Source organism: Arthrobacter sp. NPDC058127 (assembly GCF_042884555.1).
In the GTDB taxonomy this organism is placed as follows: Bacteria; Actinomycetota; Actinomycetes; order Actinomycetales; family Micrococcaceae; genus Arthrobacter.
Genome location: NZ_JBHVTT010000019.1, coordinates 1 through 24,807, shown reverse-complemented (window position 1 = coordinate 24,807; position 24,807 = coordinate 1). Strand labels below are relative to the sequence as shown.

The window sequence follows — 24,807 nt, the reverse complement described above, 5'->3', positions numbered from 1 at the left end:
CCTGGAGTGGGCCGGCCGCCTACGTGAACTTCGCCAGCGGGTTTGTCAGCCGCCCGGCCATCTGGAGGCCGCCGGACGGATCCGCGAGGTCCAGCATGTGCTGGTTGTTGCGCAGCTGCAGGCGGTTCAGGCATGAAAGCTCGAAGTCCGGCGCGAAAAGATTGTGCCTGGCGAACTGCTCCGCCAGTTCCGGGTGCCGCTCCTGGTATTCACGCACGACGACGGCGGCCGTCGCCCAGAATTCGTCCTCGCCGAGCGTGCCGTCCTCCACAAGAATCGCGGCAAGCAAACGGAAAATGCAGTCGAAAACGTCCGTGAAGACCGCGAGCACCATTTCCTCCGCCGGGATCTCCGCCTTGATGCGGGAGACCTCTTCCGGAAGCTGCAACCGCTCCCCCATCACCACGATTTCCTCGCCGATGTCCTTCATGATGGCCCGGACCGGCACGCCGTCTTCCAGCACCAGGATGACGTTTTCACCGTGCGGCATGAGCGCGAGCTCGTACTCGCAGAGGAAGTGGACCACGGGCACGAGGTACGCCTCGAAATAGCGACGCAGCCACTCGCGTGGGGCCAGTCCGGAGCGCGCGATCAGCGCGGAGACCGCCGGAACGCCGTCGGCGTCGACGTGCAGAAGCGAAGCCATCGTGGCCAACTGTTGGCCTTCCTTGAGCAAGGGAAGCGGACTCTCCCTCCACAGCGCCGAGAGCATCTTCCGGTACGGGGATCCCTTGGCCGAAGCGGCCTCGAAGTAGTGGTTGTGGTATCCGATGGCCGCGGTCTCACGGATCATGGCCAGGCCCCGGTTCTGGAGCTCCTGGTCATTTTCGATGAGTTCCTGGAGCCAATCATTGATAGCCGGTGTAGCTTTCATGTATTCCGGCGATAGACCTCGCATGAAGCCCATGTTCAGCACGGACATCGCCGTCTTGACGTACGACTTCTCCGGCGAGCTGGTGTTGAAGAACGTTCGAATGGATTGTTGTGCTTGGTAGACATCTTCCCCGGTACCCAGGTGGACGATGTGGCGCTGGGCGATTTCTGCCGCAAACGTCACGCTGAGCTTGTTATCCCACTGCCAGGGATGGACCGGCATCAGCAAGTAGTCCTGCGGATCCAGCCCGTTGGCCGACAACTCCGCGTCGAATCCGGCCAGGGTGGCCGCGCCGAGTTCGGCCTCGAAGTGGGTGCGGTAATCGAGTCCGGCCCTGGAGGTGAACTCGGCCTTGCTCCGGTGGACCGCGATCCATTGCAGTTGCACCGCGGCACCCGTTTCCGGGGCGAAGGAGTGGTAGTCCAAGATGCCGAAGCCCAGCCTGCCGTTATTGGCAACGAAACACGGGTGACCCTCGCTCATGCTCCGTTCGATCGCCTGGAAGCCGGCCGAAGGGTCCGAATCGCTGGAGATTCCGGCAATCAGGGCCGCCGAGCTTCTGCAGGCGCCCTGTTTGTAGGCGTGACTCGCCAGCGTACTGCTGATTTCCTCGAGGTACACCGGCAGCATTTCCTCGCGGACGCCAAGGGTGTCACGGAATTCGGTGATGAAGGACAACGCATCCAGGGGCAGTCCGGGGACATTCCCGGCGGCTCCGCGCTCGATCCGTACAATTGATTCCGCTGGAATGGACCAATGATCCAGTTCCAGGATCCGGGCACGGAAGCGGTACTCGACTGTCCCGTCGTCGCTGACCACGCAGTAGAGGCCAAGGCCGGTGCCAGCTTCACTGAGCAACTCCGGCGTCAGGATGCGTTCATGCGAAAACTCGGCGAGCGCCTTGCGGACCAGGTGCCGATTGGCCACTGCCCAGCGTTCGGGGTTCAGGTGGGACGTGGATGAGCCGGCTTGGCTGGCGATGGTTTCAGCTGTGGTGGTCACGGGGTCTCTCCAAGGGTCGCCGCGGCAGGCGCGGCCAGGATGGGGTTCAGGGTCGCGTGGAAATCCGCGCGGTTGCAAAAGCTGAGCAGGGCCTGCTTGCGGTTTTCGGAAAGGTCGACGGCGGGAAGCGTCACCACCCCGCCGGGCCGGAAGCCCACGCGCTCGTTGAGGATGTGGATCTTGTGGTTGCGGGCATCCGGCTCCACCACGATGCGCTCTGTTCCGCGATCTTCGAAGAGGTACGCCATGACGGACTGCATGACGGCGGTGGTGTACCCGGCAGCGGGAGGACCGGGAGGAGGCCCCACAAGAAGGTGCATCCCGATGTCGCCGGGCAACACGTTGTAGGCGCCGGCCAAAGGTGATTCGGCGGGCAGGTACCTTTCCATCAGGAAGGCGGGGACGCCGTCGTCGAGCCCTAGGAACGCTTGGTGGTGACTGCTGGCAGCGAGGCGCGAGTACTCCTCCACAACGTCCTCGACTGTGGAGGACAACATGCCCCAGAAGCGCGCGTACTCCTGGCTCACCCAGCTGTGGAGGACAGGTGCATCGGCAGCCGGATCAACGGGCCGGAAGCTGAACCTCACGCGCCAACCTCCGCGACAAGCTCGGCCGACGCATCAACCGGCGCCCCAAACTGCTGGAATGCGATGCTGCGCTCAACGGGGTAGGGCTCTTCGCCGGTGATCTCGCGCAGGATGCAGGAGTTTCGGTATGCCGCCATGCCCAAGTCCGGAGTGACGAAGCCGTGGGTGTGAAGCTCTGCGTTCTGGACGAAAATCTCACCAGGTTCGACGCCGATGCCGTAGTTTCGTGCGACGTCGAAGCGGCCTTTCGCGTCACGACGGATACGGTCCTCGATGCCCCCGAGAAACCCGGGCTCTTTGTAGGAGTATCCGGTGGCAAGCACTACGGCCTCGGTGTCCAAGGAATAGTCGCGGCCGTGTTCTTCATGGCGGAATTGCAGGGTGTGGCTGCCAGTTGCCGGGTCCCACTCCGCTACCGTCAGGCTGGAGTGGGTGTGCAGTTGCGTGTCGACCATCCCGGAAAGGCTCTTCGTATAGAGAAGGTCGTAGATGCTGTCGATCAGCTCCGAGTTGATGCCCTTGTACAGGTTCTTCTGGCTGCTGATCAGCGAATCGCGCTGTTCCGGCGGAAGGGAGTGGAAGTAGTCCACATAGTCCGGCGAGGTCATTTCGAGCGTGAGCTTGGTGTATTCCAGCGGGAAGAACCTGCCCGAGCGCGTCACCCAATTCAGTTGGTAGCCATGGACGTCGATCTCCTGCAGTAGCTCGTAGTAGATTTCAGCCGCACTCTGGCCGCTGCCCACGATGGTGATGCTGCGCTTGGATTGGAGTTCACTCTTCCTCAACAGGTAGTCGGCGTTGTGGAGGACAAGTCCGCCCCCGTCCACAATTCCCGCACAGGCCTTGGGAACGTGCGGCGATGTTCCGGTACCCAGAACCAGCCGCCGGGCGCGAAGCACCTCAGCGCAGTCCGGGCCTTGGACCGAAAGCCGGTACACGCCGTCGTCGTACGCCACATCTAGCACATCAGTGCTAAAACGCACCGATCGCAGTTGCCCGGCCACCCACTGGCAGTACTGGTTGAACTCGGCACGCAGCGGGTAGAAGTTCTCGCGGATGTAGAAGCGGTACAGACGGCCGGTCTGTTTGAGGAAGTTCAGGAACGAGTACTTCGATGTGGGATCAGCCAAGGTCACCAGGTCTGCCAGGAACGGGACCTGTAGGTGTGCGGGCTCCAGCATCATGCCAGGGTGCCAGTCGAAGGATTCGCGGCGCTCCAGGAACACGCACTCCAGCCCGTCCAGCGGCTCGCTGAGGGCGGCGAGGCCCAGGTTGAAGGGCCCGACGCCGATGCCCGCGACGTCGTAGATCTTGCTGTCCGGTTCGTGGGTGCTCACGCTGCGGCCCCTGCCTGCCCAGTCGCCTTATCGGCCGCCCGATCCGCCGCCCGATCGGCCGCCCGATCGGCCGCCCGATCGGCGAGAAGGTCCTCGCCGGTTCGTCTGATGAGCTCGACGATTTCCCTAATGTCGCCCAGGGTGGCCTCGGCATTGAGCAGGGTGAATTTCAGGTAGTGGCGGCCGGCCACTGTGGTTCCAGCAACAACAGCCTGCCCCGAGGCAAAGATCGCGGCGCGGATGGCGGGGTTGAGGACATCGCTTGCGTCCTCCCCGAGCCTGACTCCCCCAGCGAGCGGACGGTAGCGGAAAACGAGGGTGCTCAAATGCGGTTTCGACGCGAGTTCGAAGTCCGGATCGTCGGCGAGCAGGGAGCCGACGCGTCCGGCGAGATCGATCGCCTCGTCAAACAACGCGCCGACGGCATCGGCGCCCATGATGCGCAGCGTCAGCCAGAGCTTGAGGGCATCGAAACGGCGGGTGGTCTGGATGCTCTTGTCCACCTGGTTGGGGATTTCGGCCAGCGCAGCGCTCTCGGGATTCAGGTAGTCGGCGTAATACGTGACATGGCGCATCATGGCGCCATCGCGGAGCAGCACGGCGCTGGAACTCACCGGCTGGAAGAAGGTCTTGTGGAAGTCCACGGTCACCGAGTCAGCCAGGCGGGTGCCTTCGAGGAGATGCCGGTAGCGATTGGAGACGAGCAAGCCGCCGCCGTATGCAGCGTCAACGTGCAGCCAGGAATCATAGGCGCGGGCCAAGGCAGCGAGCTCTGCGAGCGGGTCCACCGCTCCGAAGTCAGTAGTCCCGGCGGTGGCTACAACCGCCACCGGCACCAGACCGGCATCGTGCGCTTCCGCGAGGGCCGCCGCCAAAGCGGTGGGATCCATGCGGTGATCTGCGCCGGTCCGCACTGCAACCACGGCGTCGAAGCCCAGTCCCAGCATGGATGCCGACTTCTGGATGCTGAAATGGCTGTCCGCCGAGGTGAAGATCCGCAGACGCTCAAGGAGCGTAGGTAGCCGACCCCCGCCGCTTTCGGCCCGAAGCTTGGCCACGGCATGGTTCCGGGCGATGAGCAGGGCCTGGAGATTGGACTGGCTGCCTCCCGAGGTGAACACGCCGTCGGCGCCTTGTCCGAAGCCAAGCCGTTCGGCAGCCCAGTCGATCAGGCGGCGCTCGATCATCGTTGCCCCAACGCTCTGGTCCCAAGTGTCCATGGAGGAATTCACGGCGGACAGCACCGCTTCGCCGAGCAATGCCGGGATCACCACAGGGCAGTTCAAGTGCGCGGCGTAGCGTGCGTCATGGAAGTAGATGGCGTCCCGCAGATAGAGCTCGTCGAGTTCCTCGAGGGCGGCGGCAGTGTCCGGGAGCGGACGTGAGAGGTCGACGGCGGCCACTCGCGCCGCCATTTCGCCATGCCCGACGCCGGTGAACGGTTGGGTGGTGCGCTGCACTTTCGTGGCGACCGCGTTGACACCTTGCAGCACCTGGGCGACGTAGCTCGGCGAATTTCGGGCGTTGAAAAGCTGGTTGGTGGCCGCAAGGGCCAGCTCCACACGGGAGCCGAAATCCTGGTCCGGTTCAATCCGGTCTTCGACACTGGGCGACGTCACGTCGGCTTCCTTCCGTCGGGGTTGAGGCACTGGGCTTGCTTCACTCGTAAGCAAAGGTAAGCCTTACTTAGGTTTACCTTTTCGTCAAACTTTCGTGTCCTAATTCGCCGTGGGTGAGTGCTCGCGGTAGAGTGCTAAAAAGTGCGCCTTTCGAGCCTCACTGGAGGGCCACGGCACACCAAACCGGGGGGAAACGGACAATGGACGAGGCTCGGGCCAGGATTGAATTCCGCGAAATCGACGAGCACGGCAATGCGCTGGAGCATCGCCTAGAGACAGCGGAGGCGCCTCGGAGGGCCTCGGTGAATCCGTTCATCATCGGGTTGTGGGTGCTGGAGGTGGCTCTCGTCATAGCCATCATGGTGATCATCAATGAGGCCATGGCCCCGTTCATCCCCAGCCCGGGAAATACGATGCCGTTCGCGTACGTCCTGATGAACATGACCCCGCAGCTTCTCCAGGCCGCCGCCTTGATCCTGGCGACACTGCTTTTCTGGCACGCCTGGCAATGGCAGAAAAGGAAGGCGCAAAAGTAGGCACCCGCCCGGCGATGGAGGACTTCCGCGGCGGCAGTTCGGCCTGATTACGGCAATGGCAGAGGTGGCGTGCGGCTGGGGGTCTCAGATCCAGCCGCACGCCGTGCAGGGATCCGTTGATCCCTGCACGCGCCCGGGGCCGCGGGTCGCATGGGGGCGCGCGGCCCTATGGGCACGGCCTGACATGAGGTCCATCGGGAACGCCTCCGTAGCGGCCCCCCAATAGGTCCGCCAGGAGTCTCATTCCATCCCATGCCAGGCACTAACTTTGTGTCGCTGGGGTGCGAATCGTGTCGCGAACGCCGCAAGATGTTTCCGAAAGTCTGTCCAAATCCCTGGGCTGGACTTAGTCGGCGGGGCGGTTTTCCGGCGTCGAACCGGTGAGATCAACGATGCGCCCCTTGACGGCGGCCTCGCGAACTGACCAGATTGCTGCGATTGCCGCATCCTGGTCCTCAAAAGCCGTGGAGGTGAGCAGCACGTCTCCATTTCCGGTGACGAGTTGGAAGCGCAGACGGGAGTCCGCGTCAACGTAGAGATTGAATTGCGAGGTCATTGTGGTGCTTCCTTGTCTGGACGTAGGTGTGCCTCGGGCCCTTGCGTGCCTGAAGCCTTTGGATCATCGGCTTCGTCGACGGTTCCACACACGGGAAGCCAGGTAGAAGGTGAGCAGGCCGCCGATGAAGTAGACAATCCAGAACGGGAATCCGATGTTGGCTTGGCGTCCTGCGAGGGTTTTCTGTTCCGGTGCGTCTTTGGGGAGGTCTGCGATCCGGGAGGCGTGGACGAGGAGCCGGTGCGAGTTCACGCCGATGGGGGTGCATGTGATCAGGGTGATGGAGTCCTGGCCAGGGGTGATTTTCAGTGAGGAAATGTCATCCGGTTTGACCACTTCGATCCTGTTCACCCGGTATAGGAACGTGTGGTCCATGACCTCCGTGGAGAAGATGTCACCCGTTTTGGAGCTATGGAGGGGGTTGAAGAGCTCGGCATTGGGGATTCCTGAGTGCGAAGTCAGGACGCTGTGAGTGCCGGGGCCTCCTACCGGAAGGGAGGATCCGTAGAGGTGGCCGACTCCTTTGGCGAGGACGTCGTCGCTGGTTCCGTGGAAGATCGGCAGGTCGATTTTCACGGACGGGTAGCGGAATCTTCCGATCACCTCGTCATTGGCGACGTTCAACTGGCTCTGATAGTCCTTCAGTTGCCCTTCCAAAGCCGTCGCGGGGGCGTGCGCGGAGTAGGGGTCCCGCAGCTGTCCGGTGGGGATGCGGGAGTTGTATTCGCGTGCCCGGTCCAAGACTTTCGTCCGGGCTGAGGGTTCGAGTTGTTCGACTTCCTGTGCGTAGCCGGAAAGTTTGCTGTTGTGCGAGATAGAGCTGAACCAGTCCGCTGCCTGGGGGTAGAGGACCAGACCAAGCCCGATGGCCGCGATGACCATCATCGTGACAAATCTGCGGTCGATACGGCCGCGCAGGATGCTTGTGCGTCCACGCAATGCCTTACGCGGGCGCCGAGGTTGGTCGTGTTTCGGGCCGGTTTCGGAACCCTCCATGAATTCCTTGAGGGTTTGAGTCATTGGTGCCTCTTGCTTTGATGGACGGGAGCAGCATGGGGCATCCACCAGTTGGTGGATGCCCCATACCTGCATCAAGGGGTGCAGGTCACCGCGGAGTGCTTATTTTGCTTCGTTGCGCTTCCGGCGGCCGGTGACCGTGAACAGGCCTGCGCCTGCGAGCACGAGGATCCCGCCCGCGGTCAGGGCCCAGGTTCCCACGCCACCGGTGAGCGGCAGCCGGAATCCGGCGGCGTTCGCCAGGACGTTGTCGATCGTCACCGTCACGGTCGAGGGATCGTTGCCGGTGACCGCGGTCTCGACCGGCTGGGCGAGCAGCGCGTACCCGGTCGGGGCCTTGGTCTCCACCAGCCAGTACGACTGGTAGCCGGCCTCGCCCGGGCTCACGGCTGCCCCGTTGGCCCAGTTGGAGTACCGCAGACCGGAGATCACAAGGTTGCCGCCGGCATCGGTGGTCCAGGAAGTGGTCCCTCCGACGCTGATAGCGTTGGTGCCGGCCAGCGCATCGGCCTGGGTCCGGTACACCGAGAAGACGGCACCGGCCAGGGCTGCGGAGCTCCGGGAATCCTTCTTGTGCAGCACGATGTTGCCCCACTTGGTTATTACCGGCGCGGTCGCGGCCGGGCCGTTGGGCTGGCCCGGGGTGATGGTGAAGCTGGCCGCGTTCGGGTAGACATGGGCCGTGTTCGCGACCTCACCGACCGTGTTCACCGTGGTGTTCACCGTTACCAGGACTTTGGCGGTGGGGTTGGCGGCCAGGATGGCCCGGCCGCTCGCGGTGAAATCGACAGTGAGGGTGTTCGAGGCCGCGTCGAAGACGATGGTGTAGTCCGTATTCAGCGTCAGGGTAGTCCCGTTGGAGAGCGCGACCGTCGAGTTGCTGTAGCTCAGCTTCGAATCAAGCTTGTCCACCACCCGGTACCCGTCAATTGGGTTGACATTGGGAATGTCGGAGGTGATGGTCCACTGCACCGTATCGCCGAGCTTGACGGCGGACGCATCGTTAGCGCTCTTCGTGGCTGTCGTCACAGCGTTCTTTGGGTAGACGTTCACGTCATACATCCAGCCATTCCCGCCGGTTGGGTCTGTCATGGGTATCGTCACCAGGAACGGGGCAGAAGGAGTCACACCGGCCGGGTAGCCGGTCTCCGTCACCAGGTACAGGCCCAGGGGAAGGCTCCCCAGAGTCGCCGTACCGGTAGCGTCGGTCGTGACCGCGGTGCCCGGGGTGGCCGCCTTCGCCGCGGCCTGAGCCGGAGTCAGGGCCGCCGCCGCAGCCCAGCCCGCATTCGTCGCCAGGTCAATGTCGTTCACCTTCTGCACCGTGAACGTCACCCCCGCCATCGGGGTCAATGCCGCGGTCTGGGCCGGGGTCAATGCCGTTCCGTCGCTAGGCAGACTGGTCGCCGTGGCTGGCTTCTCATACTTATGGATAGTCAACGAACCCGTCTTTGACGGGTCGATGTTCGCGGTGTTCGCCGCGCTTGCACCTCCCGCCCCGAGGGCAAGCATGCCCGCTGAGGCTATTGCGGCCAAAGAGGCTATTATGCCGCGCCTCACCTTCGATGATTTCATCGTGTTCCTTTCGTGTTCCCCCATTGATTTGCGCCGATCTGCGCTACGGAGTTTGGGTTTGTGGGGTCTTGTCCGCTCGCCTGAAGATGATGAGGGCGAGGGAAATCATGAGAAGCAGTAGTCCTGCGAGGGTCGCTGCGAAGAGGCCGGCAGTGCCTGGTACGCCGGCCGATGGGAGTTTGACAGCAGCCATGTCAAGAACGGTGATGGTCGAGCCGTTGACTGTTACTGACGTTCCCGCGGTGGCCGTGTCCAAGACGATGGCGCCGTTCGCCGCAACGGTGAACTTCACGGGGGTCGCGAGGAGCGAGTAACCGTTCGGGGCTTTGGTTTCGAGCAGCCAGTACGTCCCTGGAAGCAGATTCCTGACCTCGACCAGTCCGGGTGACCCGAACACATCGCTGTTCACTCCGACAACTGTCGTGCCCGTTTGCCCCGCTGCGTCATTGCGGATCTCAAAGGTCGAGCCAGTCAGCTGGGCGGTGGAACCCTGGACTGACCCGGCTCCTGCTTTTTGCACGAACACGTGGCCGGTAGTGGGATTCGTGGTGAAGCAGGCCGGGTCGAGAGGTGCCGCGCTTCCCGTGACGCACCGTGCAGGAGGGATGGCCCCGTTGCCGGTTGCCCCGTTCTTCAGGGTGACGAGCCAAGCGTTCGCGTTGACCGTCACCGAGTAGGTCAAAACCGCCGTGCCATTGCCCGGGAGGGTGAAAGAGGGACTGGTCAGCTTGCTGTCAGCACCGGGATCAGGAACCGCGACTGGTGTGCCCCCGTTGATGGTCAGCTTCGCCGAACCTGCGGTGAACGTGGCGTTGTTCAGTACCTGGCCCAGGTCATCGCTAAGGATCACGCCGGTGATGGGATTCACCGTGGAATTGGTGGCGGTCAGCGTATACGTGATCACCCTGCTCGCGGCCGGGTCGCCCGGGTTGATGGACGTTCCCGAGGCCGGGGACGCAGACTTGCCCAACGTCCATGAGCCCACGGGATTGACGGTGCAAGTGGTGCTGCCGGCCGGGCAGCTCGTTGGCGGAGTGGTGGTGGTCGAGGGTGTCAGGTAGTTCGCGATCGAGGCATTGCCCAGGGTGCCGGCGTTGTTGACCTTCACCTGATAGGTGACGACGCTTTTCGCCCCTGCAGCCACCGTGCCGGTGATGCCCAGGGTCGGTGGTGCCGCCCCCGAGTTGTTGGCCACCACCAGGGCAGTGCCGCTTGTGGTGGTTGTGGTGATGGAATTGGCCACGAAGCTTGTGTCATCCAGGATGTTCCCGAGCCAGTCGGTGTAACTGACGGGAGCCGGCGCGGTACCGGTTGTGTTGTCGAAGGTCAGCGAGTACGTCAGGACCTGTCCGGGTTGGACCACGGTACCGGCCGCCGGCTCCACGCTCTTGGAGGCCACCAGATTGGGCAGGAGGGAACCGCAGGCGGAGTTGTCCGTCGTCGGGCCGTGCTCCTGGCCTGCCGGCAAGGCAACCGAGTTGAACAGGCCTGTCCCGGGACCGGCGCAGGCCGTTGGCTGGTTGCTGTTTGTGTAGTGGAACGTCACCGCGAGGTTGAAGCTGTGCGTGATTCCCGGGCCGATGGCGACACCCGGCTGGGCCAGCGCGTATGGACCGGAGGTCGGAGGCGAGCCGCCGGCGGGAGCACCGGCCCCTGACGTTGTCCAGGAAGCACCGGTAATAGCCAGGTTCGGGGCGAATGCCGGTATGTCGGCCAGTGAGCCGTAGCTCCCGGCTGCCGAGCCGGTGTTGGAGACGGTGATGGTGTAGTTGGCGACATAGTTGCCGTTCGTATCCGGACCGGTGACGGCGCCCGCCTGCTTGGCTACATTGATGATGGGCATTGCGAGTGCGCTGTTTGACAAGGTGCAGGCGATGTTGGCCCCGGCCACCGGTGTGATGGCCAGGGATCCGGTGAAAGTTGCGCCGTTCGGCAACCCGGACTGCAAGCCGGACGAGTCCGTACAGGAGATGGTGCTGGCGTAGTAGGCAAGGTTTGCCGTTCCGGCGGCCGCTTCGCTCAGGGTGTACGTTGTTCCGGCCGTGGCCGAGTAGGCGCCGGTGGTGCCGGATCCCGCAGTTACTGACGATCCCGTACCAGTCGTTGTCGAGTTCGCGGGGTCGTTCACCACCGTGCCATTCGCGCCGCCGGTGCGGATCTGCATCGTGAACTGATCCGTCGCCGCCTGACGCGGCGCCCCGAGCGCCTTCGTCAACGTGATCCGCGGCGCCCGGACCGTCAAAGTGGCGTTCGCCGGCGGGTTGAGGTTGGTCACGATGTTGGCCGGCCCATTGACATATGTCCCCTCTGCGGCTGCCGTCACATTGAACGTGATGGTGCAGGATGCCTGCCCCGTGAAAAGGTCACCGCCCGTGGCCGTGAAGACACTTGATCCGGGAACTCCTGTTTTGACGAAGGGTGCGCCCGCCACCTGGAAACACGTCCCACCGATCGCGGGGTTCTGTGCGATGACGACGCCGGCAGGCAGCGTGTCCGTGATGTTCCAGTCGTTCTTCGTGTTCAACTCACTCGTATTGGTCACCGTCAGGGTCACCGTCGAGGTCTGACCCGGAACAATCAACGCCGGGCTGAACGACTTGTCCAGTTGAGGCGTTGCGTCCACGAGTTTGATGTTGCTGAACGCACCGTCGTTGCCTCTGGTGGCCCCGTTCGTGTTGTGCATCTGCAGACCAGTCCCCGTGCTGGTCGCCTTAAATGCCTGGTTTGTGGTCATCGAAGCGACATTCACGGTCCTCGCGACGGTGCCGAGGGTTCCGCCGACATTGCTCGTCACCGTCTGCGTGGAGGTCTTCACGTTCGGGCTGCTGGTCGAGGAGCAGCCGTTGAGCGGAGTACCCAGGTTGCTGATGACAGCACCGGTGACCGGATCCACGGTGGCGAATTGGTAACCAGGGTCACCGCCCGCGATCCCGCAGTTCATGTACGCGGTGTTGACGCTGAAGGCGTAGTAGTGACCGGGGATCGTCGGGATCGGCTGGGTGGTCTTGAACATGACGCTACCGGTGGCGACATTCGGGCCAACCGGTAGGGTGTCGCAGGCGCCGCTGGTGGTCGAGTTGGTCTGGCATTCGGTGTAGGAGCTCACCACGTTGTAGGTCGACGGCGAATTCGGGCCGAACTGCTGCCCCATCGCCAAGGCCAGCATCCGAAGGAATTCGTAGCTGCGAACCCCATCGGCATCTGAGCAGCGACCGTTGACGCCGGAGCTCCAGCTGGCGTCACCCGACCGGGCCCACGGCGGGAGATTCCAGTTCACGTAGTTCAGAATGATCCCGTTGCAGCGGCTTCCGTTGATCCATTGCGGTGATCCCGAATAGGTCGTAGTCGTCCCGCCGTAGTCACCCCAATAATTGATTGATCCGTTTGCGGAGTATGACTTCGCCCCGTTTGCCGTTGTATCCGGAAAACGGGAGAAGTCCTCGGTGTAAACCGGCTTGCCCGGCTGGGGCACACCAGGCGTACCCGGCGTGGTCGCATTCGCGGGTGAAGGCAGGGCGCCGCCCAGGCCAAGGCAGACGATCGTGGCGGCGAGGAGAATTGCCAGCAGCTTGGCTGGAAGGGACTGCTTCATGGGCTTTTCTTGCATCACTTTCGGGAGCAGGCACGCAGATGGTCTCTAGCCTTCAAGTGCGCGCTTCCCACGATTCGTGTCGCAGAAAACAGATTCAATTTTTTGAATTAAGTGTGGAGAAACGGCCACCCACTAAAGTAGTAGGAGCTATTCGCGGATCGTGACGCGAAAATCAGAAAATATTTTCAGAACGTGACATCGCTCGCTCAGGTTCCGGGCAGCCAGCACCGCGGAGTGCTTATTTTGTTTTGGTGCGCTTCCGGCGGCCGGTGACCGTGAAGAGGCCTGCGCCTGCGAGCACGAGGATCCCGCCCGCGGTCAGGGCCCAGGTACCCACGCCACCGGTGAGCGGCAGCCGGAACCCGGCCGCGTTCGCCATGACGTTCTCGACCGTCACCGTCACGGTCGAGGGATCGTTGCCGGTGACCGCGGTCTCGACCGGCTCGGCGAGCAGCGCATACCCGGCCGGGGCCTTCGTCTCCACCAGCCAGTACGACTGGTACCCGGGCTGGCCCGTGCCCACGGCCGCCCCGTTGGCCCAGCCGGAGTACCGCAGACCGGAAATCACCAGGTTGCCAGTGGCATCGGTGGTCCAGGAACTGGCACCTCCGACGCTGATCGCGTTGGTGCCGGCCAAGGCATCGGCTTGGCTCGGGTACACCGAGAACACAGCGCCGGCCAGCGCTGCAGAGCTCTGGGAATCCTTCTTGTGCAAAACGATGTTGCCCCACTTGGTGGTGCTTACGGGAGGCATGACCACCGGACCGCCGGGCTGGCCAGGGGCGATGTTGAAACTGGCCGCGCTCGGGTAGAAGAGAGCCGTGTTCGTGATCTCACCAACGGTATTCACCGTGGAATTCACCGTCGCCAGGACCTTTGCCGTGGGGTTCGCAGCCAGAATGGCGCGCCCGCTGGCGGTGAAGTCGACCGTGAGGGTATTCGTGGCCGCATCGAACACGATCGTGTAATCCGTATTCAGCGCCAACGCCGCGTTGTTGGACAGCGCGACGGTCGAGTTGGTGTAGCTCAGCTTCGAATCCAGCTTGTCGACGATCCTGTACCCATCGATCGGGCTGACATTGGGGATGTCAGAGGTGATGGTCCACTGCACGTTGTCCCCGAGTTTGGCGACGGACGCATCGTTGACGGTCTTCGTCGCCCCGGTCACCGCGTTCTTGGGGTAGACGTTCACGTCATACAACCAGCCGTTCCCGCCGGTAGGATCCTTCATCGGCAGTGTCACTAGGAACGGGGCCGTGGGAGCCACACCGGCCGGATAGCCGGTCTCCGTCACGAGGTACAGGCCCAGGGGAAGGTTTCTCAGGGTCGCCGTTCCGGTCCCGTCCGTCGTCGTGATAGAGCCGGGGCTCGCTGCCTGCGCCGCGGCCTGGGCGGGGGCCAGGGCCGCCGCCGCAGCCCAGCCCGCGTTGGTCGTCAGGTCAATGTTGTTCACCTTCTGCACCGTGAACGTCACCCCCGCCATCGGCGTCAGCCCCTGCAACTGCGCGGCGGTCAAAGCCGTTCCATCGTTGGGCAGACTGGTCGCCGTGGCCGGCTTCTCATACTTATGGATAGTCAACGAACCCGTCAGCCGAATGGGGGTTGTGATGACGGGTTCGGAATCAACCACCCTGACCGTCTGCTGCGGCACAGGAACCGCTTCCGGCGCGATTGGCGCGGGCGCCGGGGGTTCCGGCACCGCGATGGCGGACGCGTCCGCCGTCGGCGCCGAGCTCGGTGCGGGTGCCGTTGGTGCCGTCGGGGGCCGTTCCGGCACGGACTGTGGGGCCGACGGCGCGCTGCTCGGAACATCGGCTTCAGCGAGTGGCGCCGGGCCGGCCTGTCCCAGCCACGCGAGGATGCCCCCGATCACGAGGCCGCCCACGACCAACGCGGCGACTGCCATCGTCCAAACTCCACCCACTGAGCGCAGTCCGGCGGCGGCCGGTTCGGCCCCTCCCGGAAGGAGCGTCTTGGGAAGGAACGGCTTGGGAAGGAATGGCTCCCGGAGAACCCCGCCGGGGAGAAGCGTCTCCAGCAGTACGGTTCCGGGGAGGAATCCGGCGGTCACTTCCGGTGTGAAGACCACCCCGACCACCAAGGGGAAGACAAGCGCCCTCATGCCCGCCTGGACATCGTTGAGTTCCATCAGCACGGCCGTGCACTTCGGACACTCCTCCAAGTGGGCCGTGACCTTCTCGTAGGACGCGCGTTTCAGGCCGCCGCGGGCGTACTTTCCCAGCTGGCTCGAAAATTCGGCGCATGGGTCGTCACTGTCCAAGCTGATGTGGTTTTGCAGGTAGGCCTGCCGGAGCCCCTCACGCGCCCGGATCACGAGTGACGAAACGCCGTTGGGGCTCAATCCGATAAAGGGTGCGGCTGCGGCAGGTTTCAGACCTTCGATGTCCACGTGCCAGAGGGCCGCCTGCCAGCGTTCCGGAAGCGACTTGAACGCCTTCGCCATGGTGCTGGACTCAAAGGCGTCCAGAACGGTGTCCGCGTCGACGGCAACGGTATCTAAGACGTCGACGTCGCCTACGACCTGAGTACGCCTTGCCTTCCGGTTCCGGTCGTAGGCAATTCGCCGCACGGCGGTCAGAAGATAGGACCGGAAGAACTGGTCCGGTCCCTTGCCCTCAGTGAGGGCTTGGAAAATCGAAGCAAAAGCCTCGGACACGACGTCGTCGGCGTCACTGGCATTGTCTGTCTGCGCGCGGGCAACAAACTGGGCCGCTGCCACATGTCGCTGGAACAGCACATCGAAGGCGGAAAAATCGCCGTCACGCACCATCGCCATGATTTGAGGGTCGCTGTGCCCGACGGTCAACGACGCGTCCCCACCCTCCGAACCGTCCTTTGAAACCTGCCCCATAGCAACCCAGTGTGACAGCAACAGAGTTTGTGACTTGAATTTTACTTCGAACCCGGTTAGTCAACGGCACCGAGCTTGTTTACGCCACGGGTATCACAAAACTGCGTCACGATCCGGCGTCAGCGCCCACTCATCAATGACACGACCACTCAAAGAACACCACTCGACGGGAAGTTTAGATGATTCAACCCATGCCGCTGGACCGCGAGGGAAAGCCCCGCGTTTTCTACGTGACCCTTGATTGCAGGGACGGGGTTCACGCGGCGTGCGTTGTATGCCATTGCCTTTGCCACGCCGCCAGGCACGGGCCGGGCACGGCGGACTGACTAATCGTTCCCCGGTTCCCCCACCGGCGGTTCCGGCGGCCAGTCGACGTCGAGCTCGTAGCCCTCATGCTTGCCCAGATAGGCGGCGATGAACGGGCAATGCGGGATGATCCGCTTGCCGGAGGCGACGACGTCATCCAAGGCAAAGTGCGCCAGGACCTTGGCCAGCCCGCGGCCTTTGAACTTGGGGCGCGTCTCGGTGTGGAGGAAGTCGATGTGGCCGGGTTTGTCCATGAACTGCGAGATCACGGCTACTTCACCGTCAACCAGAAGCTCGTAGCGGTGGAATTTGTCGTTCCTGACCGTTGTCACGTCCGGGCTGAACGACTCTGCGGTTGAATCCGTGAACTCAGTCATGAGTCGAGATTCGCACGTAAACCGGGCTCTGGCAATGGCACCGCAGGGGCACCGGGAACCGCCGGGGACAGGACTCCGGCAGGCACCCGTCCCAGCAGTAACACTCCCAGCGCGAAGCACGCCGCTCCCCCAGCGAGGAGTGTCAGCGTGAGTCCGTTGAAGGCGGCGTCCACTACCGGAATGAAGACCACGACGCCGGCAGTCACCACCGCGACGCGCGTCCTGCCGCGCGCGTGGCTGGCCGCCGTCGGGCGCTCTTCAAGTCTGCCGCACAGCAGCAGGACCGGGAGCAAGAGCAGGAGGACGCCGAGCAGCACAAGCGGGCGGGCCCACCACCATTCGGCTGTACCGGCCGCCGGCTTGGGGAAGTCGGTCAGCAGAAGCAGTCCCGACATGGCTGCGAGCAGCGGCAAATGCCACAGATAGACCGTCATGGACCGTCGGCCCGCCACGGTCACCATCCAACGGATCCAGCGCACGCCGGCCGCCCAGACAAGAGCAGGTCGCAGCAATTGGAGGGTCGCCGCCTGGGACAGGCCCAGCAGCAGCATGCAGAAGTTGGGCGGATTCAGGTCCACGATCATGTTTCCGGAGTAGACCCCGATCCCGGTCACGAACCCCAGCAGCAGGTTGCTGCCCACGATCAACCCCGCGAACCAGCCCCGGCTGCGTCCGGCGAAGATGCCGTCGGCAATGAAGAAGCCGAATTGCTGGACTGCGCACCACACGAAGAGCATATTGACGAAGGCGAGCATCGGAAACGCTCCGCGCAGGGAGTCCAGGGTGATCACTGCGGCGACGAGCCCGCTGAGGGTCAACCACGGGGAATGTCCGTGCAGGCGGGCCAGCAGAGGAACACTCAGTTGGGTAGCGAGGTACGCGGCCAGGAACCACAAGGGCATTCCCGCCCCGGTCGCGATGAGCTGGACCACTTCCGGGTCGACGCCGAGTAGGCTTGCGGCCCACAACCCCACGAACATCGAGGCCAGCAGCGCGGTTGCCGGACGGATGAGGCGCAAGAGACGCAGTTGAGCGTAGTCGACGCCGGAGCCGCCCCGCGCACGCAAGCGACGCCACGATTCCAGTCCCGTGATGCCGCCAAGGACGAAGAACAGCGGCATCACTTGGAACACCCACAGGACGGGTTCGAACCAGTGCTGTTCCATCAGCGTGTTTTCGGTGGTGACGGTCCCGTCGGGGTGCAGGACCGGGCTGACCATCATGCAGTGCGAGAGCACCACCAGAATGAGGCAGAAGAACCGGGCGAGATCGATCACGGGATCACGCGAGCGGCCAAATGCGGCCATGCCCGCCGACGTCTTCTGTTGCCTCGAGAATCCCATTGCGCTCCCTCGCGAACTGCTGAGACCATTGTCCGCCCGCTCGACGGCGGGAACCAGAGCGGGCGGACTGCGTGAATTCGTGGGTGCGGCCCGGGGCCTGCGTGCCGGAACGAAGCTGTGGAGCCGCACCCACGGTCACGGCGCTTAGCGAAGGAGCCGTTCCCGTTGCCGGGGATCGCTGGCCGCCGCGCAGGCCGCCAGGGCCAGACCGAAGGCGCCGTCCAAGACCGCCCGGTCCGCGGAGGCGGACGAGCCGTGGGCAGCAAACTCCGCGGTGTGGTGGGCGGCTCCGTGTACGTCGTACCCGAGCAGCGGATGGATGCTTGGTACCAGTTGCGAGACGTTGCCCATGTCTGTGGAAGCTACTGGATCTTCGTTGAACGCAACAGCCCTCCCCCGGGCGGACATTGCTTCCCGGTATGCCTCGGAAAGGTACCGGTCCTGCCTGAGTTCAGCGTAGGCGTTGCCCGTGGGGGATACCTTGAGCGTGCTCCCGCTGGCCAGCGCTCCCGCTTCCAGGCAGCGCCGCACGCGTTCCTCGATGACGCGAAGATTCTTGATGCTGGGTGAACGCATTTCGACGTTTGCCCGCGCCCGCTCCGGTATGACGTTGACGGCGCTCCCGCCTTCCGTCACGATCAACGAAACAACCGAGCCGGGCGGAAGCTGCTGCCGCGCCAAGGCAATGGCCGTCTGGGCAATCACGAGCGCGTCGAGGGCATTGACCCCCTCGAACGGAGCGGCCGCGGCATGCGCAGGCCGCCCTTCATAAAGCACGTCCCACATACCCATGGCCAAGGATGAGCCGCCGATGACGTCCTCGGCACCGGCATGGGCCATCATCGCCAGGGACACGTCCTCGAAGAAGCCCTCACCAATGAGATCGACCTTGCCGCCACTTGTCTCTTCCGCAGGAGTGCCGAGGACCTTGACGGTGATCCCGAGCTCGTCGGCGACGGAAGCGAGCGCGAGTGCCCCGCCTACAGCACAGGCCGCGTTCACATTGTGTCCGCAGGCATGCCCGATGGTCGGCAAGGCGTCATATTCGACGCACAACGCGACCACCAGCTCACCGGTCCCGAACCTCGCGCTGAAGGAGGCCGGGAGCAGCGGCTGCGGAGCGTCAAAGCTGAAGCCCGCACTCCGGAGCAGCCGGCTAACCCGCTTGGCGGCCCGGAACTCCTGCCCGCTGAGCTCGGGATCGGCGTGGATGGCGTGGCTCAGGCCAAGGATTTCCGGCTTCCAGCCCTCCAGCGCAGCGGAGACGGAGCGCTCGACGGCGGCCGAAGAGGTTGTGACGGGCGTTGCGGTTTCCAGGGAGGCCGCTTTCACGGCCGCGGCTTTCATACGGCGACCCCTGCGGTTGTCGCCGCGGCTGGCCGCTTCGGGTAACGGGCGGCTGCTGCCGCGGCAATCAGGGCAGCGATGGCCAGGGCAATCCAGATCGACAGGAGCCCTCCCTCACTGATGTGACCGGACTGGACTGACGACGAGGAGATGAGCTTCACGACGGCGGCGCCCACCGCGATGCCAACGGACAGCGCCAGTTCGTTGAGGCCGGCCGCGGTCGAGGTTTCCTCCAGGGGAACCCCCTCCACCGACAGCGCCCGGGTTCCCGCCTGGTACATGCCAAGGCTCAAGTTGAACATGGCGAATCCGGCGCAGTAGCCGGCCAGGGAACCGTGAGCAGCCGCCATGACCAGGAAGCCGCCCGCCAGCAGGAGACCGGCGAACACCAAGGTGGCCCGTTCGCCGAACAGGCTGAGCGCCTTTGAGGTAAGAAGCGAGGAGAGCAGCGAGAGCACGGATGCCACCGCGAGGACGATGGCGATCATGAGCGGGCTCAGCGCGAAGCCGTATCCGGTCTTGTCCGGGTTTGAATACAGGAAGATGCCGTTGGTGCCGAAGTAGCTGATGGAAGCAAAACCGAAGAAGAAAGTGGTCAAAGAAACCGTCCGGATCCGCGGGATGGCAAGCATCCGCAGGTCCATGAAGCGCTTCCCATTCACGTCGCGAGAGTCCAGGACCACCCAGTAGGCCAAGAGCGCGAGTCCGATGATTCCGGAGCTGAGCGTCTTGGCATCCAACCAACCCCAGTCCGGTCCCATCGAAAGAGCCACGACGAAGCCGATCAGTCCGAGGGAACATGCCATGAGTGGCACCAGGGCGAGTCCCTCGCGGGTGGGGGTTCCGGCGTCGGGCAGGACGAAGGAGCAAAGCAACCCCACAACCGCGAACGGCACTGCCACCCAGAATCCGAGGGTGGGATCGTCGACGCCGATTATCCCGGCGAGGAGGCCGCCGGCACCAACCATGATCATGAGCATGCCGATCATCACGCTGACCCCGGTGCGGGTCCGCGCCGGGCTGCTGACGCGCAGGATGCCCATCATGAGCGGAATGAAGCCAACCACGCACGTGAGCATGACGACGCCGATCGTCACCGTCCACAGCGACGGCCACAACGCCATCATGACGACGCCGGCCGCGACTACCGCCGTCGACCAGCGGAGGACGAGCCTGTAGCCGTAGCTGTCGCCGAGCCGCGAGATGATCGGCGTGAGCACGGCAAAGCTCACGTTGGAGATGAGGAAGATGCCGTTGATGGTGGGGTCGTCGATCGAAAAGGCGGGCCCCAAGGCGGGGAGGATCGGGTTCAGGTAACCCTGGGTGACTCCGCTGAGCGATTCGATCAGGGCCATCGCCACGATCATTCCTGTGATGGTCCGGCGGGCGATGGCCGCCGTCGCCGGAGGTGCTGTCTTGCTTGCCATGTGCTTCCTTGAGTGTTGGGGGCTTCTTTGCCTGGGTCTTCGGATGCGAGTGGGGGTGATGCGAGTCACAACGTTAGGTCCGCCGTCTACACTGGCTAGGAATTTGTTTGAAATCTTCTGAGAATCGTGAATTTTGAAGGAATCGGCCATGATCTCTGAAACTGATCTTGAAATCGTCAATGCCCTGCAGATCAATCCCCGTGCCGACTGGAGCCGCGTTGGGGATGTCCTGGGCTTGTCCGGACCCACCGTCGCGCGCCGCTGGAACGCCCTAGCTGAGCAGGGACTGGCGTGGATCACCCCGGCCCCAGGTCCGCGCTATCTGAGTGCTGGCTGGTCGGCGTTCATCAGTCTTTCCTCTCTTCCAAGCGAGAACGAAGCCCTCGTCCGGAAGCTGTGCGAAGAGCCCGCATTCGGCACCGTTTCGCTTGTGTCCGGCTCGCACGATCTCTTCATCGACTGCTTCGCCTCGAGCCACGAAGAGCTCATGGAGATCGTCACCGGCTCCTTCGCAGGCCTCCCCGGAGTGACCCACCGGGAGGTCGTTTTCGTCACGAAGCTTTACCGGCAGGCTTCCGACTGGCGCAGCGGCACCCTGGAACCGGCGCGGGCACGGCTCATGTCGGCAGAACCCGTGCCCGCCCCGGCGGCCTATGCGCCGGACAGGCTCGACGCATCCCTCTTGGAGGAACTGGCAAAGGACGGGCGCGCCAGTTGGGCGGAACTGGGAGCCGCCTGCGGCGTCTCTCCTCAAACGGCACGACGGCGGGTGGAGCGGTTCCTCGCGTCCGGCTACATGACGCTGAGGTGCGATACGTCCGCTTCAGCCCAACAAGGACTAAGGGAAGTGAGCCTGATCCTCAACGTGCCCGCCCACCATGTTGACGCCGTCGGGCGCTATTTCGCGGCCCTGCCGAATTGCAGGCTCAGCGCCCAGGTTCTGGGCGCCCAGAACCTGCTCGTGACACTGTGGGTCCGCGACTACCTGGAGGTCCAGGGCCACGAGCGCGAACTGGCGGAGCGCGCTCCAGGAAGCGCCGTGATCTCCCGGCAAGCCGTGGTCCGCAACTACAAACGCCTCGGGCACGTGTTGGACGAGTCCGGGCGCAGCCGCAGCGTCGTCCCGTTGCCGCTGTGGCGTGAAGGGTAGCTGCCCACTCGTCCCCCAACGCTCGCTCACGTATGACACCAAATCCCCCAACGCTCGCTCACGTATGACCGGAAGATCCGCTCCCATCTGGACACCCAGACGGCAACCCGGACATTTGCCCTACACCGCGACGAGCCGCGGCGTTTAGTAGAGAGTGCTATCAATCCATGACAAAGGAGTCATCGTGGCACGCGCCGATTTCGCGACAGTGCAGTCAGCCCCATTTCCTCTCCCTCCAACTCCACTTGCCAGCGGCAATGCGCTTGGCCCCGGTTTGGCGGCAAGACCAAACGCCGACGACGACTCAGAGGCCGGCGGCGAGGTCCCCAGCAGCGCGTGGCGGGTGCGCGCGGACGCGTGGGAGTTCCTTGGCTACGCCGTCAAACAGCTGGCCGCCGGCGCCCGGACCTTCGCCGGCCGGCAGCCGCGCGAACTGCCGCAGGAGGTTCGAAGGCTGTTGCCGCTGCTGGAATCCCTCGAAATGTATTGGGCGTCTCCGGGGCAGCAATATGTCATGGAATTGCGGCGAATCCTGGAGGCTGGAGAATACCCCGAGGCGCTAAGTCTCATAGAGCCAGTCGCGCGACGCGTTGCCGGCCACAACCAACATGCCCAGGAACCATCGCCGGACCCCGAACGCGAAGCGGAACGGGTTGAAGAACCCGCCGAATCGCGCAAGCGGTTCGAGGTCCTCGTGATCGATGATGTCTCCAGCGCCGACCGTGAAGCACTTCAGACCGAACTGCTCAGCCAGCGCCGCCCCGCCGACGCCTTCAACTACGAGCTCGTGTTCGTGCCGAGCTTCGAGGACGCCATCGTGGCTGTCCTGCTCAACCCCGACATCCAGGCGTGTGTGCTGCGGCCGGGGTTCGTTCCCGACAGCAGGCAGCGCCTGAGCCGGGACGTGCGCAGCTTCCTGGGCAGGTTCTTGGGGAAGTCACTCCCCCAGCGACCGTTGGACCGGATCCTGAGCTTGGCGGAGAAGCTGGGCCAACTCCGCCCCGAGCTTGATCTCTACCTTGTGGCGGGCGTGGGGATCGAAGAACTCGCCGGTTCCTTGACCCGCCAATTCCGCCGGATATTCCGCCGCCAGGACGGGCTAGAGCTCCATTTGTCCTTGCTGGCCGGCATCGCGGAACGGTATGAAGCGCCGTTCTTCCACGCGGTCCAGCAATACAGCCGCAAACCCGCCGGTGTTTTCCATGCCCTGCCGGTATCCCGGGGCGGATCGGTCATCCATTCCAAGTGGATCAACGATCTGGGCGATTTCTACGGCCTCAACCTGCTCCTTGCTGAAACCTCTGCCACGTCAGGCGGGCTCGATTCGTTGTTGGATCCGCACGGCTCCCTCAAACAAGCCCAGAAGCTGGCGGCCCGGGCATTTGGCGCCCAAAAATCGCTTTTCGTCACCAACGGAACGTCAACAGCCAACAAGATCGTGCACCAATCGATCCTGGCTCCCGGTGATGTGGTCCTGGTGGACCGGAACTGCCACAAATCGCACCACTACGCCCTTATGCTGGCCGGCGCGCAAGTCTCATATTTGGACGCGTACCCCTTGAACGATTTCTCCTTCTATGGCGCGGTTCCCTTGGAAAGCATCAAGCGGATGCTCCTGGATTACCGCCGGGCAGGCAGGCTCCACGAGGTCAAGATGCTTGCCCTCACCAACTGCACGTTCGACGGCATTGTGTACGACGTCGAACGAGTGATGGAGGAGTGCCTCGCCATCAAACCGGACCTGGTATTCCTATGGGACGAGGCCTGGTTCGCATTCGCGGGCTTCCACCACATCTACCGCCGCCGCACTGCGATGGCTTCGGCCCGATCACTCGAGGCAAAGTTCGCGGATCCGGCTTATGCGGCCCGCTACGCCCAGCAATTGCGCGAGCTTGCAGCGGCGGGCGGGGCGGCCGACGGCGCGGCGGGCGGCAGCGAGCCCGACGACGGCGGCCCGGGTTCCGGCGTCGGGCACGTCAGCGATGAGCTGCTCCTGAAGACACGGCTGGTGCCGGATCCGGCGAAGGCCCGCCTGAGGGTCTACTCGACGCAGTCGACCCACAAGACCCTGACGTCGCTCCGGCAGGGTTCGATGATCCACATCCATGACCAGGACTTCGGCCAGTTGAACGAGGAGAGCTTCCGGGAGGCGTATATGACGCACACCTCCACGTCGCCCAACTACCAGATCCTGGCTTCCTTGGACATGGGACGGCGGCAGGTCGAGTTCGAAGGATACGAACTCGTGCAACGGCAGGCAGATCTCGCGGTCAGCATCGCCCAGGCCGTGGCGAGGCACCCCTTGCTGAAGAAGTACTTCCGCGTCCTCGGCACCCAGGACCTCATACCTGCGCAGTACCGCGAAACCAGCCGGCAAATGCCGCTCCGCGACGGGCTGGCGGCCATGTCGGAAGCCTGGGAGCGGGACGAATTCGTTGTTGATCCGAGCCGTTTGACCCTGCATATCGGCCTCACCGGCGTGGACGGCGATACCTTCAAGCACGACTTCCTGATGGACAAGTACGGGATCCAGGTCAACAAGACGTCAAGGAACAGCGTTCTCTTCATGACCAACATTGGCACCTCGCGAAGTGCCGTCGCCTACCTCGTCGAGGTCCTGGTCAAACTGGCCGAGACCTTCGAAGACGAGCAATCCGGCCTGAGCGGCTTGGGCCAGCGGGCCCGCCGTGCCCGTGTCGCGGCACTGACCAGCACGCCGCCGCCCTTGCCGGACTTCAGCCGCTTCGCCGAACGGTTCCGCAGGGACGCGGACACGCCGGACGGCAACATGCGGGACGCCTATTTTGAGAGCTACAAGGCCGGATCCTGCGAATACTTCACTGCTGCCGAACTTGCGCGAAGGGTCGGGGCAGGAGAGGAGATGGTCTCGGCGTCCTTCGTCACCCCCTACCCGCCGGGATTCCCGGTCTTGGTTCCCGGGCAGGTGATCACGGAGGAAATCCTGGCCTTCATGTCGGCATTGGACACGCGGGAGGTCCATGGATTCAATCCGGAACTGGGGTTCAGGGTTTTGACGGGTGAGCTAGCGTCACGCCAAAAGCCCGCATAAGTGAGCGAGCGACGGGATTGGAGGGCACATACGTGAGCGAGCGTTTGCCTCGTAGCACGCTCGCTCACATCTGACGCCATTTTCGCCAACGCTCGCTCACATCTGACGCCTTTTTCGCCAACGCTCCCTCATCGTCAAGCTGGTTGTGAGTCATTCATTACCTGTTGATTGAAGGAGCCGGCGATGGCCGTTGATAACAAGGGTTTTACGCGTGAAGAGA

General features: G+C 63.6%; 16 protein-coding genes. 3 read left to right on the top strand and 13 right to left on the bottom strand.

The genetic code is table 11. The features are described from left to right. Nucleotides 1–19 precede the first annotated feature (19 nt). Genes ACFVTG_RS19915 through ACFVTG_RS19900 form a run of 4 tightly spaced genes read right to left on the bottom strand, consistent with a single transcriptional unit; the run spans nucleotide 20 to nucleotide 5,419 of the window. Nucleotides 20–1,876: an IucA/IucC family protein gene (locus tag ACFVTG_RS19915; RefSeq protein ID WP_390282602.1), complete on the bottom strand. Its 1,857-nt coding sequence runs from the start codon at nucleotides 1,874–1,876 to the stop codon at nucleotides 20–22. Beyond that, complete coding sequence (locus tag ACFVTG_RS19910; protein WP_390282601.1) at nucleotides 1,873–2,463, bottom strand: GNAT family N-acetyltransferase; 591 nt, start codon at nucleotides 2,461–2,463, stop codon at nucleotides 1,873–1,875. Before ACFVTG_RS19910 ends, ACFVTG_RS19915 begins: the two co-directional genes overlap by 4 nt. Continuing rightward, nucleotides 2,460–3,800: a lysine N(6)-hydroxylase/L-ornithine N(5)-oxygenase family protein gene (locus ACFVTG_RS19905; protein WP_390282599.1), complete on the bottom strand. Its 1,341-nt coding sequence runs from the start codon at nucleotides 3,798–3,800 to the stop codon at nucleotides 2,460–2,462. Before ACFVTG_RS19905 ends, ACFVTG_RS19910 begins: the two co-directional genes overlap by 4 nt. Then, the gene (locus ACFVTG_RS19900; protein ID WP_390282598.1) at nucleotides 3,797–5,419 is read right to left on the bottom strand and encodes a pyridoxal phosphate-dependent decarboxylase family protein; all 1,623 of its coding nucleotides are present in this window, start codon (nucleotides 5,417–5,419) and stop codon (nucleotides 3,797–3,799) included. Before ACFVTG_RS19900 ends, ACFVTG_RS19905 begins: the two co-directional genes overlap by 4 nt. Before the next feature lie 200 nt (nucleotides 5,420–5,619). Between ACFVTG_RS19900 and ACFVTG_RS19895 the strand changes: the two genes are divergently transcribed. Continuing rightward, the gene (locus ACFVTG_RS19895) at nucleotides 5,620–5,955 is read left to right on the top strand and encodes a hypothetical protein (RefSeq protein WP_284754387.1); all 336 of its coding nucleotides are present in this window, start codon (nucleotides 5,620–5,622) and stop codon (nucleotides 5,953–5,955) included. A gap of 346 nt (nucleotides 5,956–6,301) precedes the next feature. Here the strand turns inward: ACFVTG_RS19895 and ACFVTG_RS19890 are convergent, their stop codons facing one another. The 9 genes from ACFVTG_RS19890 to ACFVTG_RS19850 all read right to left on the bottom strand — a co-directional run bounded on the left by ACFVTG_RS19890 (nucleotide 6,302) and on the right by ACFVTG_RS19850 (nucleotide 20,367). Further along, nucleotides 6,302–6,511 carry a YegP family protein gene (locus ACFVTG_RS19890; protein WP_390282597.1) on the bottom strand — a complete coding sequence of 70 codons (210 nt, stop codon included), beginning with the start codon at nucleotides 6,509–6,511 and terminating at the stop codon, nucleotides 6,302–6,304. A gap of 63 nt (nucleotides 6,512–6,574) precedes the next feature. Next, nucleotides 6,575–7,531, bottom strand: a complete 957-nt coding sequence (locus ACFVTG_RS19885; protein ID WP_390282596.1) for a class C sortase — start codon at nucleotides 7,529–7,531, stop codon at nucleotides 6,575–6,577. Between the two features lie 99 nt (nucleotides 7,532–7,630). Beyond that, a complete protein-coding gene (locus ACFVTG_RS19880; protein WP_390282595.1) occupies nucleotides 7,631–9,103 on the bottom strand; it encodes a SpaH/EbpB family LPXTG-anchored major pilin in 1,473 nt (490 codons plus the stop codon). Nucleotides 9,104–9,146: 43 nt separating this feature from the next. After that, on the bottom strand, nucleotides 9,147–12,695 hold the full coding sequence (locus ACFVTG_RS19875) for a SpaA isopeptide-forming pilin-related protein (protein ID WP_390282593.1): 3,549 nt from the start codon (nucleotides 12,693–12,695) through the stop codon (nucleotides 9,147–9,149). Between the two features lie 238 nt (nucleotides 12,696–12,933). After that, the gene (locus ACFVTG_RS19870; protein WP_390282592.1) at nucleotides 12,934–15,567 is read right to left on the bottom strand and encodes a SpaH/EbpB family LPXTG-anchored major pilin; all 2,634 of its coding nucleotides are present in this window, start codon (nucleotides 15,565–15,567) and stop codon (nucleotides 12,934–12,936) included. A gap of 326 nt (nucleotides 15,568–15,893) precedes the next feature. Continuing rightward, nucleotides 15,894–16,250, bottom strand: coding sequence for a GNAT family N-acetyltransferase (locus ACFVTG_RS19865; protein ID WP_284754377.1), 357 nt, complete (start codon nucleotides 16,248–16,250; stop codon nucleotides 15,894–15,896). Then, complete coding sequence (locus ACFVTG_RS19860) at nucleotides 16,247–17,593, bottom strand: acyltransferase (protein WP_390282591.1); 1,347 nt, start codon at nucleotides 17,591–17,593, stop codon at nucleotides 16,247–16,249. The genes ACFVTG_RS19865 and ACFVTG_RS19860 overlap by 4 nt, the downstream gene beginning before the upstream one ends. Nucleotides 17,594–17,737: 144 nt before the next feature. After that, nucleotides 17,738–18,940: an amidohydrolase gene (locus ACFVTG_RS19855; RefSeq protein ID WP_390282590.1), complete on the bottom strand. Its 1,203-nt coding sequence runs from the start codon at nucleotides 18,938–18,940 to the stop codon at nucleotides 17,738–17,740. Continuing rightward, a complete protein-coding gene (locus ACFVTG_RS19850; protein ID WP_390282588.1) occupies nucleotides 18,937–20,367 on the bottom strand; it encodes an MFS transporter in 1,431 nt (476 codons plus the stop codon). Before ACFVTG_RS19850 ends, ACFVTG_RS19855 begins: the two co-directional genes overlap by 4 nt. A 148-nt stretch (nucleotides 20,368–20,515) precedes the next feature. Here ACFVTG_RS19850 and ACFVTG_RS19845 point away from each other — a divergent pair, with 148 nt between their 5' ends. Both ACFVTG_RS19845 and ACFVTG_RS19840 read left to right on the top strand, forming a co-directional pair. Continuing rightward, nucleotides 20,516–21,517 carry an Lrp/AsnC family transcriptional regulator gene (locus ACFVTG_RS19845; RefSeq protein WP_390282587.1) on the top strand — a complete coding sequence of 334 codons (1,002 nt, stop codon included), beginning with the start codon at nucleotides 20,516–20,518 and terminating at the stop codon, nucleotides 21,515–21,517. Between the two features lie 274 nt (nucleotides 21,518–21,791). Continuing rightward, on the top strand, nucleotides 21,792–24,587 hold the full coding sequence (locus ACFVTG_RS19840; RefSeq protein ID WP_390282681.1) for an aminotransferase class I/II-fold pyridoxal phosphate-dependent enzyme: 2,796 nt from the start codon (nucleotides 21,792–21,794) through the stop codon (nucleotides 24,585–24,587). Nucleotides 24,588–24,807: the final 220 nt, after the last annotated feature.

Coding starts and splice junctions, on each gene's coding strand:
- ACFVTG_RS19895 (WP_284754387.1), top strand. CDS start 5,620: ATGGACGAGGCTCGGGCCAGGATTGAATTCCGCGAAATCGACGAGCAC.
- ACFVTG_RS19890 (WP_390282597.1), bottom strand. CDS start 6,511: ATGACCTCGCAATTCAATCTCTACGTTGACGCGGACTCCCGTCTGCGC.
- ACFVTG_RS19885 (WP_390282596.1), bottom strand. CDS start 7,531: ATGACTCAAACCCTCAAGGAATTCATGGAGGGTTCCGAAACCGGCCCG.
- ACFVTG_RS19880 (WP_390282595.1), bottom strand. CDS start 9,103: ATGAAATCATCGAAGGTGAGGCGCGGCATAATAGCCTCTTTGGCCGCA.
- ACFVTG_RS19875 (WP_390282593.1), bottom strand. CDS start 12,695: ATGAAGCAGTCCCTTCCAGCCAAGCTGCTGGCAATTCTCCTCGCCGCC.
- ACFVTG_RS19870 (WP_390282592.1), bottom strand. CDS start 15,567: ATGGGGCAGGTTTCAAAGGACGGTTCGGAGGGTGGGGACGCGTCGTTG.
- ACFVTG_RS19865 (WP_284754377.1), bottom strand. CDS start 16,250: ATGACTGAGTTCACGGATTCAACCGCAGAGTCGTTCAGCCCGGACGTG.
- ACFVTG_RS19860 (WP_390282591.1), bottom strand. CDS start 17,593: ATGGGATTCTCGAGGCAACAGAAGACGTCGGCGGGCATGGCCGCATTT.
- ACFVTG_RS19855 (WP_390282590.1), bottom strand. CDS start 18,940: ATGAAAGCCGCGGCCGTGAAAGCGGCCTCCCTGGAAACCGCAACGCCC.
- ACFVTG_RS19850 (WP_390282588.1), bottom strand. CDS start 20,367: ATGGCAAGCAAGACAGCACCTCCGGCGACGGCGGCCATCGCCCGCCGG.
- ACFVTG_RS19845 (WP_390282587.1), top strand. CDS start 20,516: ATGATCTCTGAAACTGATCTTGAAATCGTCAATGCCCTGCAGATCAAT.